18 protein-coding genes and 1 other RNA gene are annotated in these 13,360 nt (G+C 70.5%); 13 read left to right on the forward strand and 6 right to left on the reverse strand.

What is annotated here, in order from left to right; genetic code table 11:
- Positions 1 to 37 precede the first annotated feature (37 nt).
- Together DJ019_RS06880 and DJ019_RS06885 are read left to right on the forward strand one after the other, a co-directional pair.
- A complete protein-coding gene (locus DJ019_RS06880; RefSeq protein WP_111275512.1) occupies positions 38 to 784 on the forward strand; it encodes a 3-deoxy-manno-octulosonate cytidylyltransferase in 747 nt (248 codons plus the stop codon).
- Positions 781 to 1,623, forward strand: coding sequence for a prephenate dehydratase (locus tag DJ019_RS06885; protein WP_111275234.1), 843 nt, complete (start codon positions 781 to 783; stop codon positions 1,621 to 1,623). The genes DJ019_RS06880 and DJ019_RS06885 overlap by 4 nt, the downstream gene beginning before the upstream one ends.
- A gap of 4 nt (positions 1,624 to 1,627) precedes the next feature.
- Here the strand turns inward: DJ019_RS06885 and nudC are convergent, their stop codons facing one another.
- Positions 1,628 to 2,554, reverse strand: a complete 927-nt coding sequence (gene nudC / locus DJ019_RS06890; protein ID WP_111275235.1) for an NAD(+) diphosphatase — start codon at positions 2,552 to 2,554, stop codon at positions 1,628 to 1,630.
- Positions 2,555 to 2,686: 132 nt separating this feature from the next.
- Here nudC and yghU point away from each other — a divergent pair, with 132 nt between their 5' ends.
- Positions 2,687 to 3,565, forward strand: coding sequence for a glutathione-dependent disulfide-bond oxidoreductase (gene yghU / locus DJ019_RS06895; RefSeq protein ID WP_111275236.1), 879 nt, complete (start codon positions 2,687 to 2,689; stop codon positions 3,563 to 3,565).
- A 13-nt stretch (positions 3,566 to 3,578) separates the two neighbouring features.
- Here the strand turns inward: yghU and DJ019_RS06900 are convergent, their stop codons facing one another.
- Complete coding sequence (locus tag DJ019_RS06900) at positions 3,579 to 3,767, reverse strand: hypothetical protein (RefSeq protein WP_111275237.1); 189 nt, start codon at positions 3,765 to 3,767, stop codon at positions 3,579 to 3,581.
- 251 nt (positions 3,768 to 4,018) lie between these two features.
- Here DJ019_RS06900 and DJ019_RS06905 point away from each other — a divergent pair, with 251 nt between their 5' ends.
- Together DJ019_RS06905 and infA are read left to right on the forward strand one after the other, a co-directional pair.
- Entirely contained in the window at positions 4,019 to 4,228 is a 210-nt protein-coding gene (locus tag DJ019_RS06905; RefSeq protein ID WP_111275238.1) for a cold-shock protein, read from the forward strand.
- 92 nt (positions 4,229 to 4,320) lie between these two features.
- Entirely contained in the window at positions 4,321 to 4,590 is a 270-nt protein-coding gene (gene infA / locus DJ019_RS06910; RefSeq protein ID WP_111275239.1) for a translation initiation factor IF-1, read from the forward strand.
- A gap of 29 nt (positions 4,591 to 4,619) precedes the next feature.
- Here infA and DJ019_RS06915 read toward each other — a convergent pair whose 3' ends face one another.
- Complete coding sequence (locus DJ019_RS06915; RefSeq protein ID WP_111275240.1) at positions 4,620 to 4,883, reverse strand: hypothetical protein; 264 nt, start codon at positions 4,881 to 4,883, stop codon at positions 4,620 to 4,622.
- A gap of 152 nt (positions 4,884 to 5,035) precedes the next feature.
- Here DJ019_RS06915 and ffs point away from each other — a divergent pair.
- An RNA gene (gene ffs, locus DJ019_RS06920) (signal recognition particle sRNA small type) lies at positions 5,036 to 5,134 on the forward strand.
- 85 nt (positions 5,135 to 5,219) lie between these two features.
- Here the strand turns inward: ffs and DJ019_RS06925 are convergent.
- Positions 5,220 to 5,750: an FxDxF family PEP-CTERM protein gene (locus DJ019_RS06925; protein ID WP_111275241.1), complete on the reverse strand. Its 531-nt coding sequence runs from the start codon at positions 5,748 to 5,750 to the stop codon at positions 5,220 to 5,222.
- Between the two features lie 219 nt (positions 5,751 to 5,969).
- Here DJ019_RS06925 and DJ019_RS06930 point away from each other — a divergent pair, with 219 nt between their 5' ends.
- The 5 genes from DJ019_RS06930 (at position 5,970) to DJ019_RS06950 (ending at position 10,687) form a co-directional block, all read left to right on the forward strand.
- Positions 5,970 to 7,778, forward strand: a complete 1,809-nt coding sequence (locus tag DJ019_RS06930; RefSeq protein WP_111275242.1) for a DNA polymerase III subunit gamma/tau — start codon at positions 5,970 to 5,972, stop codon at positions 7,776 to 7,778.
- 147 nt (positions 7,779 to 7,925) lie between these two features.
- Positions 7,926 to 8,252, forward strand: coding sequence for a YbaB/EbfC family nucleoid-associated protein (locus DJ019_RS06935; RefSeq protein ID WP_111275243.1), 327 nt, complete (start codon positions 7,926 to 7,928; stop codon positions 8,250 to 8,252).
- Positions 8,253 to 8,254: 2 nt separating this feature from the next.
- Positions 8,255 to 8,857 (forward strand): recombination mediator RecR, encoded by a 603-nt coding sequence (recR, locus tag DJ019_RS06940; protein WP_111275244.1) that lies wholly within the window; start codon positions 8,255 to 8,257, stop codon positions 8,855 to 8,857.
- Positions 8,858 to 8,889: 32 nt separating this feature from the next.
- Complete coding sequence (locus tag DJ019_RS06945; protein ID WP_111275245.1) at positions 8,890 to 10,101, forward strand: DNA recombination protein RmuC; 1,212 nt, start codon at positions 8,890 to 8,892, stop codon at positions 10,099 to 10,101.
- A 76-nt stretch (positions 10,102 to 10,177) separates the two neighbouring features.
- Positions 10,178 to 10,687 (forward strand): peptide deformylase, encoded by a 510-nt coding sequence (locus DJ019_RS06950; RefSeq protein ID WP_111275246.1) that lies wholly within the window; start codon positions 10,178 to 10,180, stop codon positions 10,685 to 10,687.
- A gap of 3 nt (positions 10,688 to 10,690) precedes the next feature.
- Here the strand turns inward: DJ019_RS06950 and DJ019_RS06955 are convergent, their stop codons facing one another.
- Positions 10,691 to 10,981, reverse strand: a complete 291-nt coding sequence (locus DJ019_RS06955; RefSeq protein ID WP_111275247.1) for a hypothetical protein — start codon at positions 10,979 to 10,981, stop codon at positions 10,691 to 10,693.
- Positions 10,982 to 11,084: 103 nt separating this feature from the next.
- On the opposite strand from DJ019_RS06955, the gene fmt reads away from it, so the two are divergent.
- Together fmt and truA are read left to right on the forward strand one after the other, a co-directional pair.
- Positions 11,085 to 12,011: a methionyl-tRNA formyltransferase gene (gene fmt / locus DJ019_RS06960; RefSeq protein WP_111275248.1), complete on the forward strand. Its 927-nt coding sequence runs from the start codon at positions 11,085 to 11,087 to the stop codon at positions 12,009 to 12,011.
- On the forward strand, positions 12,011 to 12,751 hold the full coding sequence (truA, locus tag DJ019_RS06965; RefSeq protein ID WP_111275249.1) for a tRNA pseudouridine(38-40) synthase TruA: 741 nt from the start codon (positions 12,011 to 12,013) through the stop codon (positions 12,749 to 12,751). Before fmt ends, truA begins: the two co-directional genes overlap by 1 nt.
- Positions 12,752 to 12,773: 22 nt before the next feature.
- Here the strand turns inward: truA and DJ019_RS06970 are convergent, their stop codons facing one another.
- Complete coding sequence (locus tag DJ019_RS06970) at positions 12,774 to 13,322, reverse strand: GNAT family N-acetyltransferase (RefSeq protein ID WP_165843917.1); 549 nt, start codon at positions 13,320 to 13,322, stop codon at positions 12,774 to 12,776.
- Positions 13,323 to 13,360 lie beyond the last annotated feature (38 nt).

Below are 13,360 nucleotides of genomic sequence, written 5' to 3' on the forward strand. Positions count from 1 at the left end.
ACGCTACCGGCGCTCGCGCAACCGCCCTCACATGCCGATGAACCCGATCGTCCTCATCCCGGCGCGCCTGGCCGCATCCCGTCTGCCGGGCAAACCCCTCGCGGACATCGGCGGCGCGCCGATGATCGTGCGCGTCCTGCGCCAGGCCGAGGCCGCCGGCGTCGGACCGGTGGCCGTGGCGGCCGGGGATCCCGAGATCGTCGACGCGGTGGAGGCGGCGGGCGGGCGCGCCGTGCTGACCGACCCGGACCTGCCCTCGGGCTCGGATCGGATCCTGGCGGCGCTGGACGTGCTGGACCCGCGCGGCGAGCGGGACGTGGTGATCAACCTGCAGGGCGACATGCCGTTCGTGGAGCCCGACGTGATCACGGCCTGCGCCAGCCTGCTGGCCGAACGGCCGGAGTGCGACATAGCGACCCTGGTGGCGCCCGAGGCCACGCCCGCTGACCGGTCGAACTCCGACGTGGTGAAGGCGGTGCTGGCCATGCCGCCCGGCGATCGGATCGGCCGGGCCCTCTATTTCACCCGCTCCACCCTGTACGGCGACGCGCCGGTGTGGCGGCACGTGGGCATCTACGGCTACCGGCGCGAGGCGCTGCAGCGGTTCAACGCCGCGCCGCCGTCGCCGCTGGAGCGGCGCGAGAAGCTCGAACAGCTCCGGGCGATGGAGCTGGGACTTTCCATCTGGGCCGCCGTGGCCGACGCGGCGCCGATCTCCGTGGACACGCCGGCCGACCTGGCCGCCGCACGCCACTTCGCAGACACCATCGGGGGACCCTCATGACCAAGCCCCGCATCGCCTTCCAGGGCGAGCTCGGCGCCAACAGCCATGAGGCCTGTTCGCAGTTCTTTCCCGAGTACGAGCCCGTCCCGCACGCCAGCTTCGAGGACGCCTTCGAGGCGGTGAAGTCGGGCGACTGCAAGCTCGGCATGATCCCGGTGGAGAACTCCATCGCCGGGCGCGTGGCCGACGTGCACCACCTCCTGCCGTCGTCGGGTCTCAAGATCATCGGCGAGCGGTTCAAACCGATCCACTTCCAGCTCATGGTCAATCCGGGCGTGAAGCTGGAGCAGGTGACCACGGCCGTCTCGATGCCGATCGCCCTCGGCCAGTGCCGCAAGACCTTGCGCCGGCTGAAGCTGAAGACCCAGGGCAGCGGCGACACGGCCGCGGCGGCCAAGGAGCTGTCCGAGAATCCCGATCCGACCAAGGCGGCGGTGTCGCCCGCCCTGGCGGCCCAGCTCTATGGGCTGGAGATCCTGATGCGGGACATCGAGGACGAGCACAACAACACCACGCGGTTCCTGGTGATGACGGCGGAGAAGGACCCGCCGCCGCCGCCCTTCACCCAGCCCTGCGTGACCAGCTTCATCTTCCGGGTGAAGAACCTGCCGGCGGCGCTCTACAAGGCCCTGGGCGGGTTCGCGACCAATGGCGTGAACATGACCAAGCTGGAGAGCTACATGGAGAACGGCCTGTTCACGGCGACGTTCTTCTACGCCGAGGTCGACGGCCGGCCCGAGGACATCGGCCTGGCCCGGGCCTTCGAGGAGCTCAGGTTCTTCTCGGAGCGCTTCGAGATCCTCGGCGTCTATCCGGCCGACCCGTTCCGCAGCCGCTGAAGACCTAGCCCTCCTCGGCCCACGCCTTCAGGAGCTGGTGGGCGATAGCCAGCGGCGGGGGGCAGAAGACGCCGTCGATCTCGCCCTTGAGCAGGCGGCGCGCGTCCTCGCGGGTGAACCAGCGGATCTCGGAGAGCTCGGTCTGGTCGGGCGTGCCCTCGTCGTCCTCCACCTCGGCGATCAGGCCGATCATCAGCGAGGACGGATAGGGCCAGGGCTGGGTCGAGTGGTAGCGGACCGTGCGCGTGCGCAGGCCGGCCTCCTCGGCCAGCTCGCGGGCGCAGGCCTCCTCGATGCTCTCGCCCGGTTCCAGGAAGCCGGCGAGGGCCGAGAACATGCCCTTCGGCCAGATCTCCTGGCGGCCCAGCATGCAGCGTTCGCCGTGGGTCGGCAGCATGATCACCACCGGGTCCGTGCGCGGGAAGTGTTCGGCCTCGCAGGCCGGGCACTGGCGCTTCCAGCCGCCGTCCTTGGCGTCGGAGGGCTTGCCGCAGGCGGCGCAGTACTGATGGCGGCGGCGCCATTCGAACATCGACTTGGCGGTCGCCAGGATGCCGGCGTCGGTGGCGGGAAGCTGAAGCGCCACCTGCCGCAGGTCGGCGAACTCGCCGAGCCCCTGCAGCGGGCCATGGGCGGGGTCGCTGGAGCCCTCGAGGTCGACGGCGAAGACCGCGGTCTCCTTCCAGAGGCCCATGAACAGCAGGCGCTCGGGCCCGCCGGCGAGCTCACTCACCAGGCGCGCCGGCAGATAGGCGATCTGCACGCCGCCGTCCTTGGTCTTCTCGACGAAGGGTTTGCCGTTCCACAGGGCGAGCCCGAGGCTGTCGGACGAGGCCAGCTGGCTCGCCAGCCAGGCCGTGTCGGATCGCCGGTCGCTGGCCCGGTCGAGCGGATTGCCGGCAAAGGTGTTCTGGAAGAAGGAGAGCGCCATGCAGCCCTTCTAGGGCCCCGTTGAGAAACCGTCGAGGCGGCGAAGGCTGGCGAAATGCGCCGGACGGCGCCACATCGGAACAAGCGCCCGGCCGCGACTGCGCGAGCCGGCGACATAGGGGAGCCCGCCAAGATGGCCAACGACGCCGCGAAACCGCCGCCCAATCACCCGGCCGACTATGCGCCGCCCAAGGTCTGGCAATGGAACAAGGAGAGCGGGGGGCGCTTCGCCAACATCAACCGGCCGATCGCGGGCCCGACCCACGACAAGGACCTGCCGGTCGGCAAGCATCCGTTCCAGCTCTACTCCCTGGGCACCCCCAATGGCGTGAAGGTGACCGTGATGTTCGAGGAGCTGCTGGCCCTCGGGCACAAGGGCGCGGAGTACGACGCCTGGCTCATCAACATCGGCCAGGGCGACCAGTTCTCGTCCGGCTTCGTGGATGTGAACCCCAATTCCAAGATCCCGGCGCTGATGGACCGCAGCGGCCCGACCCCGATCCGCATCTTCGAATCCGGCGCGATCCTCGTGCACCTGGCGGAGAAGTTCGGGGCCTTCCTGCCGACCGATCCGGCGAAGCGGGCCGAGGTGATGTCCTGGCTGTTCTGGCAGGTGGGCTCCGCGCCCTACCTGGGCGGCGGCTTCGGCCACTTCTACGCCTACGCGCCGTTCAGGATCGAATACGCCATCGACCGCTTCGCCATGGAGGTGAAGCGCGAACTCGACGTGCTCGACCGCCGGCTGGCCGACAGCCGGTATCTGGGCGGCGAGGACTACAGCATCGCCGACATCGCCGTATGGCCCTGGTACGGCGCGCTCGCCAAGGGCCTGGTCTATGAGGCGGGCGAGTTCCTGTCGGTCCAGGACTACAAGCACGTCCAGCGCTGGACCGACGAGATCGCGGCGCGGCCGGCCGTGAAGCGCGGCCGCATCGTCAATCGGGTCCAGGGCGAGAAGACGCTCGCCGAGCGGCATGACGCGGCCGACATCGACAAGGCGCTGGCCGGCTAGGCCGGCCCGCGGGTCAGGCTTCGGCTTCGATCCTGGCCTTGGCGCACAATTCACGGAGCTGGCGCAACAGTGTCGGCCCCGTGACTTGCTGACCGGAATAGCCCTCTGAATTCAGGCGCTTGCGGATCTCGTCGGTGCCATGACACTCGCCCGACCGGGCCAGTTCGAACGCGCGCTCGAGCGCGGTGAGACGGTTCTGCATGCCTATTCAACGCGCGACGCCGCGCAAGGATGCGCCCGCCGCGAGACCCCTTTCGGATCGCATTCTGTCGCAGGCCTCTTGCTTTGGCGGCCCTGAAAGCCCACTCTATGGGCGTCAAATCCTCGTTTTGGTTTGCTGACGTTCTGCCGGTTTCAAGGATCCGTGGCGGAAATCTGCTCTTCGACCTCTCCGAAAATTTGATCGTCACGCCGATCGTCGGCGTGAGGCCTCATGTCCGGAAGGGGACTATCATGCAAACCGGAACCGTGAAGTGGTTCAACGCCCAAAAGGGCTTTGGCTTCATCCAGCCCAGCGAAGGCGGGGCCGACGTGTTCGTGCACATCAGCGCTGTCGAACGCGCGGGTCTGGGCACCCTCAACGAGGGCCAGACCATCGGCTTCGTCCTCGAGCAGGACCGCCGCTCGGGCAAGATGTCGGCCGGCCAGCTGCAGGCGGTCTGATCCGCCGGCGGCCTCACGGCCGCCTTCAGATGCGACGGGCCGGCGGAAGCCGGCCCGTTTGCGTTTCCCGATGACGCCGTAGCGAGGACCTGATGGCCAAAGAAGAACTCATCGAATTCGAAGGCGAGATCACCGAGCTGCTCCCCGAGGGCCGCTTCCGCGTTCGCCTGGAAAACGACCACGAAGTGCTGGCTTACACCGCCGGCAAGATGAAGAAGAACCGCATCCGCTCGATGGTCGGCGACAAGGTGACGGTCGAGATGACCCCCTACGACATGGATCGCGCCCGGATCATCTTCCGCCATCGCGACGCCGCGCCGCGCGTCGGCGGCGGACCGCCGCGCCGCCCGTTCCGCCGGTAGCGCGCCCTCGGGGCCGCTGCGAAGGCCGCTCAGCGGCCGTCGCCCGTTTCCGTCACGGGGAAGCCGAACGGCCCTGGCCCGTCGTCGGATTCTGCTGAGAAGCTGCGAGGCTCGACCATAGCCGCTGGCCGCGAGGGCCTGGGCGGGCGAGCCGGCGCGAGGGTGACGAGCGCGCCCTGAGCCAGACGGGCGGCGTCCGCCTCGGTTTCGGTCACGACAAGCGGTTCGTCTTCACAGACCACGGCCCACTTGCCGCCATAGGGTTCGACTTTGAATATGGCCTCGGGACGCACGGCGATTGCTCCGCGCCGCTAAGGGCGCGCTGTTGTTGTTGCCCAGACCCGCCGCGGAAACCGGCAAGTCCGGCGGGAGTTCCAAGGGCCAAGCTGCGCGACGCGGCGTCACGCCACTTGCTCCCGCCGCTCCGATCCTCCATATGCCGCCACGGAGATCGGCGGCGGACGAACGCCCCGCCAACCTGGTCAGGGCCGGAAGGCAGCAGCCACAACGGGTCACGGCTCGGGTCGTTGTCCGGTCTCCACCTTCCCCCACTGCATTCCGACAGCAAAACGCCCCGGCCGTGGGGACCGGGGCGTCTGCTCGACTGATCGCGGAACGCTGGTGAACGATCAGGCGAACGCTGCGCGGCCGCGGGCGCGCCGAAGCACGGCGCCGGCGCCGCCGAAGCCCAGGATCATCAGCGCCCAGGCGCCGGGCTCGGGCACGGCGCCCGGGGCGGCGGGCATGAAGGTGATGACGCCGCTGTACGAGGCGTTGCCGCCACTGGCGCCCTTGAGGACCAGCTGCTGGCCTTCTCCCAGCGTCAGCTCGACGCCGTTCAGGAATCGGAATTCGTTCCAGCCCATCACGCCGGCCGAGAACTCGTCGCCGTTGAAGGCCACGCTGCTCCAGGTGATGTTCTGGGAGCCGCCGCTCATGGTCGAGGTGATGACGAAGTCGCCGCGCCCGGTCGGCAGGGCGAGATCGAACACGTCGGTGAAGCTGGACCCGGTGATGCCGGTGTTGCCGAAGGTGATTGTGAACCCGCCGTCGGCGCCGGTCGGGCCGTAGTTGATGTAGGTCGCCGCCTGAGCGCCGGCCGCGGTCAGGGAGACGGCCGCGGCGAGGGCTGCCACGACAGGGGCTAGAACGCTTTTCATACTGGGACTCCGGTTGCGCGAGCGCGGGCCCACCCTTGGCGGGGCCCATGGCAAGAGTCCAGTAATAATAAAACTGATTAAAAATATTCATGGTGACGCTGGATCGCGCCGCCCGATTTCGCGCTGGAGGCGACTGCGATCGGCGTCCCATGTCGCGGAATCGCGCGCGCGGCGCTGGCCCCCCTTTCCCGCGCCGGGCGCCTCCCGTTACATGGGCTCATGGGCGACGACTTCGACCTCCACGATTCCGACCTGCCGCCCGAGCGGGACCCGAACACGGGCGACATGTTCGGCGGTCCGCCGCCGGCCCCGCCCCCGGAACAGTCGGCCGCCTACACGGTCATCGCGCGGAAATACCGGCCCCGGACGTTCGACGACCTCTATGGCCAGGAGGCCATGGTGCGGACGCTGCGCAACGCGTTCGCCTCGGGCCGCATCGCCCACGCCTTCATGCTCACCGGCGTCCGCGGGGTGGGCAAGACGACGACCGCGCGCCTGCTGGCGCGGGCGCTCAACTACGAGACCGACGAGATCCACGCCCCGACCCTCGATTTCAAGGAAGAGGGGCTGCACTGCCGCGCCATCATCGAGGGGCGGCACATGGACGTGCTGGAGCTGGACGCCGCCAGCCGCACCGGGGTGAACGACATCCGCGAGCTGCTGGACGGTGTGCGCTACGCTCCCGTCGAGGCCCGCTACAAGGTCTACATCATCGACGAGGTCCACATGCTGTCGACGGGGGCGTTCAACGCGCTCCTGAAGACGCTGGAGGAGCCGCCGCCCCACGCCAAGTTCATCTTCGCCACCACCGAGATCCGCAAGGTGCCGGTGACCATCCTCTCTCGGACCCAGCGGTTCGACCTGCGCCGCGTGGAGCCCGAGGTGCTGGTCAAGAACCTGGAGATGATCTGCGAGAACGAAGGCGCGCGCGTCGAGGCCGAGGGTCTGATGCTCATCGCCCGGGCTGCAGAAGGCTCGGTGCGCGATGGCCAGTCGATGCTGGACCAGGCCATCGTCCAGGCCGAGCCGGGCCAGACGGTCACCGCCGCGTCCATCCGCGACATGCTGGGCCTGGCCGACCGGGCGCAGACCATCGAGTTGTTCGAGCAGGTGATGCGCGGCGACGCCGGTGCGGCGATCCAGACGTTCCGCACGCTGTATGGCTACGGGGCCAACCCGGACCAGGTGGTGATGGACCTGCTGGACCACACCCACGGCGCCTCGGTGGCCAAGGCCATCGGCCCGGCGGCCCTGGTGATGCCGAAGGAGCAGGCGCTGCGGCTGGCGGCTGTGGGCGCGGCGGTCTCGGCCGGGGCGCTGTCGCGCATCTGGCAGCTCACGCTGAAGGCCTATGACGAGGTGCGGCGCGCGCCCGACGCGGCGGCGGCGGTGGACATGGCGCTGATCCGGCTGGCCTATGCCGCAGACCTGCCTGGCCCGGAGGAGGCGCTGAAGCGGCTTCAGTCGGGCGAGCCGCTCACGGGCGGGCCTGGCGGCGGTCCTTCTGGCGGCGGTGGCGGCGGCGGCGCCCAGGCCAGCGGCGGCGGCATGGTCTCGGCGGTCGCCCGCCAGCCGATGCCCGCGACGGCCGCGAGCCTCGAGCCCTCGGCCAACCTCAAGTCCTTCGCCGACATGCTGGCGCTGATCGATCGGCGGCGCGATATCCGGCTGAAGCTGGACGTGGAGCGCTTCATCCGGCCGATCAGCTTCCGGCCCGGCGCCATCGAGTACGAGCCCGCGCCCGGCGCGCCCTCAGACCTCGCCCAGCGGCTGGTGATGCGGCTCAAGGAGTGGACGGGCGAGCGCTGGCTGCTCTCGACCCAGGGCGGCGGCGGGGCCGAGAGCCTGTGGGAAAAGCAGAAGCGCGAGGAGCGGGAGGCGCGGGCCGAGATCGAGGCGCATCCGTTCGTGCAGTCCGTGATGGCCGCCTTCCCGGGCGCCGAGATCATCGGCATCCGCCAGGCCCTCCAGCCCGAGCCGACCGCCGCCGAAGCGCCCCCGCCCGAGGATGACGACGGCGACGAATAGGCGGCTCAGCTGCGGTGGATATGACCCGCGGAAGACGCAGAAGGGCGCCGAAGTGAGGGAGCGACGCTTGCCTCAGCCGCCTTCTGTGTTTTCTGCGTTGTCTGTGGTTCCTAGATTCAGCGCCTTTGGCGCGCAGGGAGTATCGGTATGAAAGACCTCGGTTCGATCATGAAGCAGGCGCAGGCCATGCAGCAGCGCATGGCCGAGGCGCAGGAGAAGATCGCGGCGATCGAGGTCGAGGGCACGTCCGGCGGCGGCATGGTCAAGGTGAAGCTGAAGGGCACGGGCGAGCTGGCGCGCGTGGACATCGACGAGAGCCTGATGGCGCCGGGCGAGGGCGAGGTGGTCTCGGACCTGATCGTGGCCGCGCATGCCGACGCCAAGCGCCGGCTGGACGAGCAGCAGGCGGCGGTGATGCGCGAGGCCGCCGGTCCGCTGGCGGGCATGAACATCCCGGGCATGCCGAAGTTCTGACCTTGGCCGCCTCCGCCGGACCCGAGATCGAGCGCCTGATCGGCCTGCTCTCCAAGCTGCCGGGGCTGGGGCCCCGCTCGGCCCGGCGGGCGGCGCTGGCCCTGCTGAAGCGCCGCGAGCAACTCCTGCTGCCGCTGTCCGACGCGCTGTCGGAGGCGGCGGCGCGGGTGAAGACCTGCCAGGTCTGCGGCTCGCTCGACACCCAGGACCCCTGCGCCATCTGCGCCGACCCGGCGCGGGACGGGACGCTGATCTGCGTGGTGGAGGAGGTGGGCGCGCTCTGGGCCATGGAGCGGGCCGGCGCCTTCCGTGGCCGCTACCACGTGCTGGGCGGCCTGCTCTCGGCGCTGGACGGCGTCGGCCCCGACGCGCTGCGTATCGGCCCGCTGGTGTCGCGCGCCGCCGAGGAGGGCGTGCGCGAGGTGATCCTCGCCCTGCCGGCGACGGTCGACGGGCAGACCACGGCCCACTACCTGGCCGACAGGCTCGCGGGCGCCGGCGTGTCTGTGACCATGCTGGCCCGCGGGGTGCCGGTGGGCGGTGAGCTGGACTGGCTGGACGACGGCACCATCGCCCAGGCCATGCGGGCCCGCCGGCCGGCATAGCGCCGACTCGCCGGCTGCGGTAAGAACGCAGCATGAACGGCTTGCTCTTCCTCTCGATCGTCAGCGTGTTCGTGGCCGCCTGCGCCCTGATCTGGGCCGTGCGCGAGCGGGGACGCGCCGCGGCGGCGATGCTGCGGGCGAAGTTGATCGAGGAACAGCGCGACCTGGTGCAGGCCCAGCTCACCCAGTCGGCCGCCAGCGTGGCCGAGGAGATCCTACGCCGGAACGAGGAGCAGGTCCGCAACCGCGAGCAACTGGCGCAGGCCCGCCTTGAAGCGCAGCTGAAGCCGGTCGCCGAGAGCCTGCAGAAGTTCCAGGAACAGGTGACCGCCGTCGAGAAGCAGCGGGCCGAGGAACAGGGCGGCCTCAAGGAGCAGATCGCCCAGATGCTGGCCGCCTCGGCCGCGACCCAGGACGAGGCCCGCAAGCTGTCGGCGGCCCTGCGGCGCGGCGCGGGCGTGCAGGGACGCTGGGGCGAGCAGACCCTGCGCAACGTGCTGGAGGCGGCGGGCCTCTCCAAGCGCTACGACTTCGACGAGCAGACCTCGACTGACACCGAGGAGGGGCGGCGTCGGCCTGACGTGACCGTGCGGATGCCGGGCGGCGGGGTGTTCGTGATCGACGCCAAGTGCTCGCTGAACGCCTTCCTGGAGCTGCAGGACGCCGCTGACGACCTCGGCCGCGACGCCGCGGGCCTGCGCCACGTCCAGAGCGTTCGCGGCCATATCCAGGGCCTGTCGGCCAAGGCCTACTGGGACCAGTTCGACGCCTCGCCCGACTTCGTGGCGATGTTCGTGCCGCTGGATTCGGCCCTGGCGGCGGCGCTGGACCGCGCGCCCGACCTGATGAGCGAGGCGATGGACCGGCGCGTGGTGATCGTGACGCCCTCGACCCTCTTCGCACTCTGCAAGGCGGTGGCCTACGGCTGGCGGGTGGAGGACCAGGCGGCCAACGCCCGCAAGATCGCCGACCTGGGCCGGGAGCTCTACAAGCGCATCGCCGTGATGGGCGCGCACGCCGGCTCGGTGGGCAAGGCGCTGGAGGCGGCGGTCACTCGGTACAACCAGATGGTCGGCTCGCTGGAGACCCAGGTGCTGACCCAGGCGCGCCGCTTCGAGGACCTGAAGGTCGACCACGAGGGCAAGGACATCGCCGAGCTGTCGCCGGTCGAGGTCGCGGTTCGACCGCTGGCCAAGCTGACGAGCGACGAACAGCCGACGGTGCGGCTGGCCGCCGAGAGCTGAGGCGCGCCGGCGGCCTGGGGTCGCGGGGCGGTTGTCCTACCTTGACGCTCAGGAATGGGCCACTTACCTCGGCGCCATGGCGCTCCGCGAGATTATCACCGTCCCCAACCCGCTGCTGAAGCAGGTGTCCCAGCCCGTGGCGGCCGTCGACGACGACCTGCGCGCGCTGATGGATGACATGCTGGAGACGATGTACGACGCGCCGGGCATCGGCCTGGCAGCGATCCAGATCGGCGTGCCCAAGCGCGTCATCGTCATGGACCTCTCCCGCGAGGGCGAGGAGAAGCAGCCCCGCTACTACGTGAACCCGGAGATCCTCTGGGCTTCGGACGAAACGGCGCCCTACGAGGAGGGCTGCCTGTCAGTGCCGGAATACTTCGACGAGGTGGAGCGGCCGGCGCGCGTGAAGCTGCGCTACCTCAACTACCAGGGCGAACAGGTCGAGGAAGACGCCGACGGCCTCTTCGCCGTCTGCATCCAGCACGAGATGGATCACCTCGACGGCATCCTCTTCATCGACCACCTGTCGCGGCTGAAGCGCGAGCAGGCGGTGAAGAAGGTCAAGAAGCTCACGCGGGCCGCGTAGGCCTCAGTTCGCCGCGTCCCCGCTCTCCGCCTCGACCTTGGCCGCGCCTTCGCGGGCGCCTTCGGCCGCGCCCTTGGCGGCGTCCTTGATCACCTGGCCGGCGTCGCCCGCCGCGTCCTTGATCTCGGCGCCCACTTCCTTGACTTCGGGACTGTCCACGGCGTCCTTCACTTCCGCCCCAACCTTGTCGGCGGCGGCTTCGAGGTCGTTTCCGGCGTCGCGGCGCTCGGCCTCGGAGCAGGCGGCGACGGCGAGGCCGAGGCCCAGGACGGCGGCGATGGCGAGGGTTCTCATGGTCGGGTTCTCCAGACGTCGGCGGCAGAACGGTCCCGCTTGTCGCCAAGTTCCCCAGGTGGCCCAAGTTCCCTTGAGCGCCCGGCGCGGCTAAACCCCCGCCATGCGCCTCGCCTTCCTCGGCACTCCTGATTTCGCCGTCGCCGCCCTCGCCGCCATCGTGGAGGCCGGGCACGAGGTGGCCTGCGTCTATTCCCAGCCGCCGGCGCCCCGCGGTCGCGGGCACGAGCTGAAGCCCTCGCCCGTGCACGCCTTCGCCGAGGCGCGGGGGATTCCCGTTCGCACGCCGGCCTCGATGCGCGACCCGGCCGAGATCGAGGCCTTCGCGGCGCTGGGCCTCGACGCGGCGGTGGTCGTGGCGTTCGGCCAGATCCTGCCCGCGGCGGTGCTCGATGCGCCCCGGCTGGGCTCGTACAATGTCCACGCCTCGCTCTTGCCCAGGTGGCGCGGCGCGGCCCCGATCCAGCGGGCGATCATGGCCGGCGACAAGGTCACCGGCGTTCAGGTCATGCGCATGACCGAAGGGCTGGACGAGGGCCCGGTGCTCTCCACCGCGACGGTGCGGATCGACGCGCAGGAGACCGCCGGGACGCTGCACGACCGGCTGGCCGCCGCGGGCGCCGACCTGATCGTGCGGACGCTGGCGGATATCGCGGCCGGGACCGCCGTCGCCACGCCGCAGGCCGAGGAGGGCGTCACCTACGCGAAGAAGATCAGCCCGAAGTTCTCGCGCCTGGACTGGACGAAGCCCGGCCCGGTGCTGGACTGCAAGATCCGCGGGCTCTCGCCCTTTCCTGGCGCCTGGTTCGAACTGCCGACGGAGAAAGGGCCGGTGCGGGTGAAGGCGTTGCTGTCGGCCTTCGAGGATGTGGACGGGGCGCCGGGCGTGTCCCTGGACGACCGCCTGCTGATCGGGACCGGCGAGGGCGCGGTGCGTTTGCTGCGGGTACAGCGCGAGGGCAAGGGTCCGCAGGACGCCGAGGCCTTCCTGCGCGGCAACCCCGTGCCGGCCGGGACGAAGCTGCCCTGATGCCCCGCTACCGCCTGCTCATCGAATACGACGGCCGGCCGTTCCACGGCTTCCAGGCCCAGGCCGACCTGCCGTCGGTGCAGGGCGCGCTGGAGCGGGCGGTGAAGAAGTTCTGTGGCGAGGAGATCCGGGTCGGCGCCGCAGGCCGCACCGACACCGGCGTCCACGCCACGGGCCAGGTGGCGCACGTCGACCTCGCCAAGGACTGGCCCGCCGACACGGTGCGCAACGCCCTGAACTTCCACCTGATGCCGGACCCCGTGGCCGTCCTGGAGGCGTCGGTCGCGGAGGGCGACTGGCACTCCCGCTTCTCTGCCACCGGGCGCCGCTACCGCTACCGCATCCTCAACCGCATGGCGCCGCCCGCGCTGGACCAGGGCCGGGTCTGGCACGTGAAGAAGCCTCTCGACGCCGAGGCCATGCATGAGGCGGCGCAGGTGCTGGTGGGTCACCACGACTTCACGACCTTCCGCGACCTGGCCTGCCAGGCGAAGTCGCCCGTGAAGACCCTGGACGTGGCCAATGTCCGACGCGAGGGCGCAGAGGTGATCCTGGAGTTCGCCTCCCGCTCGTTCCTGCACCGGCAGGTGCGCAGCATGACCGGCACCCTGGCCGAGGTGGGCGTCGGGCGCTGGACCCGGGCCGACGTGCAGGCGGCGTTGGACGCGCGCGACCGCCGCGCCTGTGGCCCGGTCGCGCCGGCGGAGGGGCTCTACCTCACCGGCGTCGTCTACGACTGAACGCGGGTAAGGCGATCTCGCCTTACCCGGCCACGTCACGGATATCCGGCCACCAGTACGCCACCTCATAGAGGCGCGCGCCGCCGGGGCCGGGCTCCAGGCGCGCCGGTTCCGCCTGGCCGCCCAGGTGCTCATAGAAGGCGCGGGCGCGGAGATTGTCGCGCAGGACGGAGATCACCAGCGAGCGGGCGCCGTGGGCGGCGAGGGCGCGGGCGGTTTCGGCGAGGAGCTGGCGGCCAAGGCCGCGGCCCTGGGCGGGGCGCAGCAGGTAGAGCGTCTGGACCTCGGCTTCGCCGGGGACGCCGCGGCGGGAGGGCCCGGCCTCTGCATAGCCCACGAGCCCCCACCGGTCGGCGGCGGCGAGCGTCACGTCGTCAGGGCCGGGCTGGAGCAGGCGGCGGGCGAAGCGGCGCGCGTGCGCGGCCTCGGACATGCGGGCGAGGTAGGCTTCGGGCAAGAGCCCCGGGTAGGTCTGTCGCCAGGCGGCCACGTGCACGCGCGCCAACGCCTCGGCGTCCGCCGGACCGGCGGGAAAGACGACGAACCCCGACTGCACACTGCCTTGCGCCATCCATCCACAGCTTGGCGCTTGGCTGGCGGCGTTCAAGG

Origin of the sequence: Phenylobacterium kunshanense, assembly GCF_003254525.1 — a bacterium.
GTDB lineage: Bacteria > Pseudomonadota > Alphaproteobacteria > Caulobacterales > Caulobacteraceae > Phenylobacterium > Phenylobacterium kunshanense.

Coding starts and splice junctions, on each gene's coding strand:
- DJ019_RS06950 (WP_111275246.1), top strand. CDS start 10,178: ATGGCGCTCCGCGAGATTATCACCGTCCCCAACCCGCTGCTGAAGCAG.
- DJ019_RS06930 (WP_111275242.1), top strand. CDS start 5,970: ATGGGCGACGACTTCGACCTCCACGATTCCGACCTGCCGCCCGAGCGG.
- DJ019_RS06970 (WP_165843917.1), bottom strand. CDS start 13,322: ATGGCGCAAGGCAGTGTGCAGTCGGGGTTCGTCGTCTTTCCCGCCGGT.
- DJ019_RS06945 (WP_111275245.1), top strand. CDS start 8,890: ATGAACGGCTTGCTCTTCCTCTCGATCGTCAGCGTGTTCGTGGCCGCC.
- DJ019_RS06885 (WP_111275234.1), top strand. CDS start 781: ATGACCAAGCCCCGCATCGCCTTCCAGGGCGAGCTCGGCGCCAACAGC.
- truA (WP_111275249.1), top strand. CDS start 12,011: ATGCCCCGCTACCGCCTGCTCATCGAATACGACGGCCGGCCGTTCCAC.
- DJ019_RS06880 (WP_111275512.1), top strand. CDS start 38: ATGAACCCGATCGTCCTCATCCCGGCGCGCCTGGCCGCATCCCGTCTG.
- DJ019_RS06905 (WP_111275238.1), top strand. CDS start 4,019: ATGCAAACCGGAACCGTGAAGTGGTTCAACGCCCAAAAGGGCTTTGGC.
- DJ019_RS06955 (WP_111275247.1), bottom strand. CDS start 10,981: ATGAGAACCCTCGCCATCGCCGCCGTCCTGGGCCTCGGCCTCGCCGTC.
- DJ019_RS06935 (WP_111275243.1), top strand. CDS start 7,926: ATGAAAGACCTCGGTTCGATCATGAAGCAGGCGCAGGCCATGCAGCAG.
- nudC (WP_111275235.1), bottom strand. CDS start 2,554: ATGGCGCTCTCCTTCTTCCAGAACACCTTTGCCGGCAATCCGCTCGAC.
- DJ019_RS06900 (WP_111275237.1), bottom strand. CDS start 3,767: ATGCAGAACCGTCTCACCGCGCTCGAGCGCGCGTTCGAACTGGCCCGG.
- yghU (WP_111275236.1), top strand. CDS start 2,687: ATGGCCAACGACGCCGCGAAACCGCCGCCCAATCACCCGGCCGACTAT.
- DJ019_RS06925 (WP_111275241.1), bottom strand. CDS start 5,750: ATGAAAAGCGTTCTAGCCCCTGTCGTGGCAGCCCTCGCCGCGGCCGTC.
- fmt (WP_111275248.1), top strand. CDS start 11,085: ATGCGCCTCGCCTTCCTCGGCACTCCTGATTTCGCCGTCGCCGCCCTC.
- infA (WP_111275239.1), top strand. CDS start 4,321: ATGGCCAAAGAAGAACTCATCGAATTCGAAGGCGAGATCACCGAGCTG.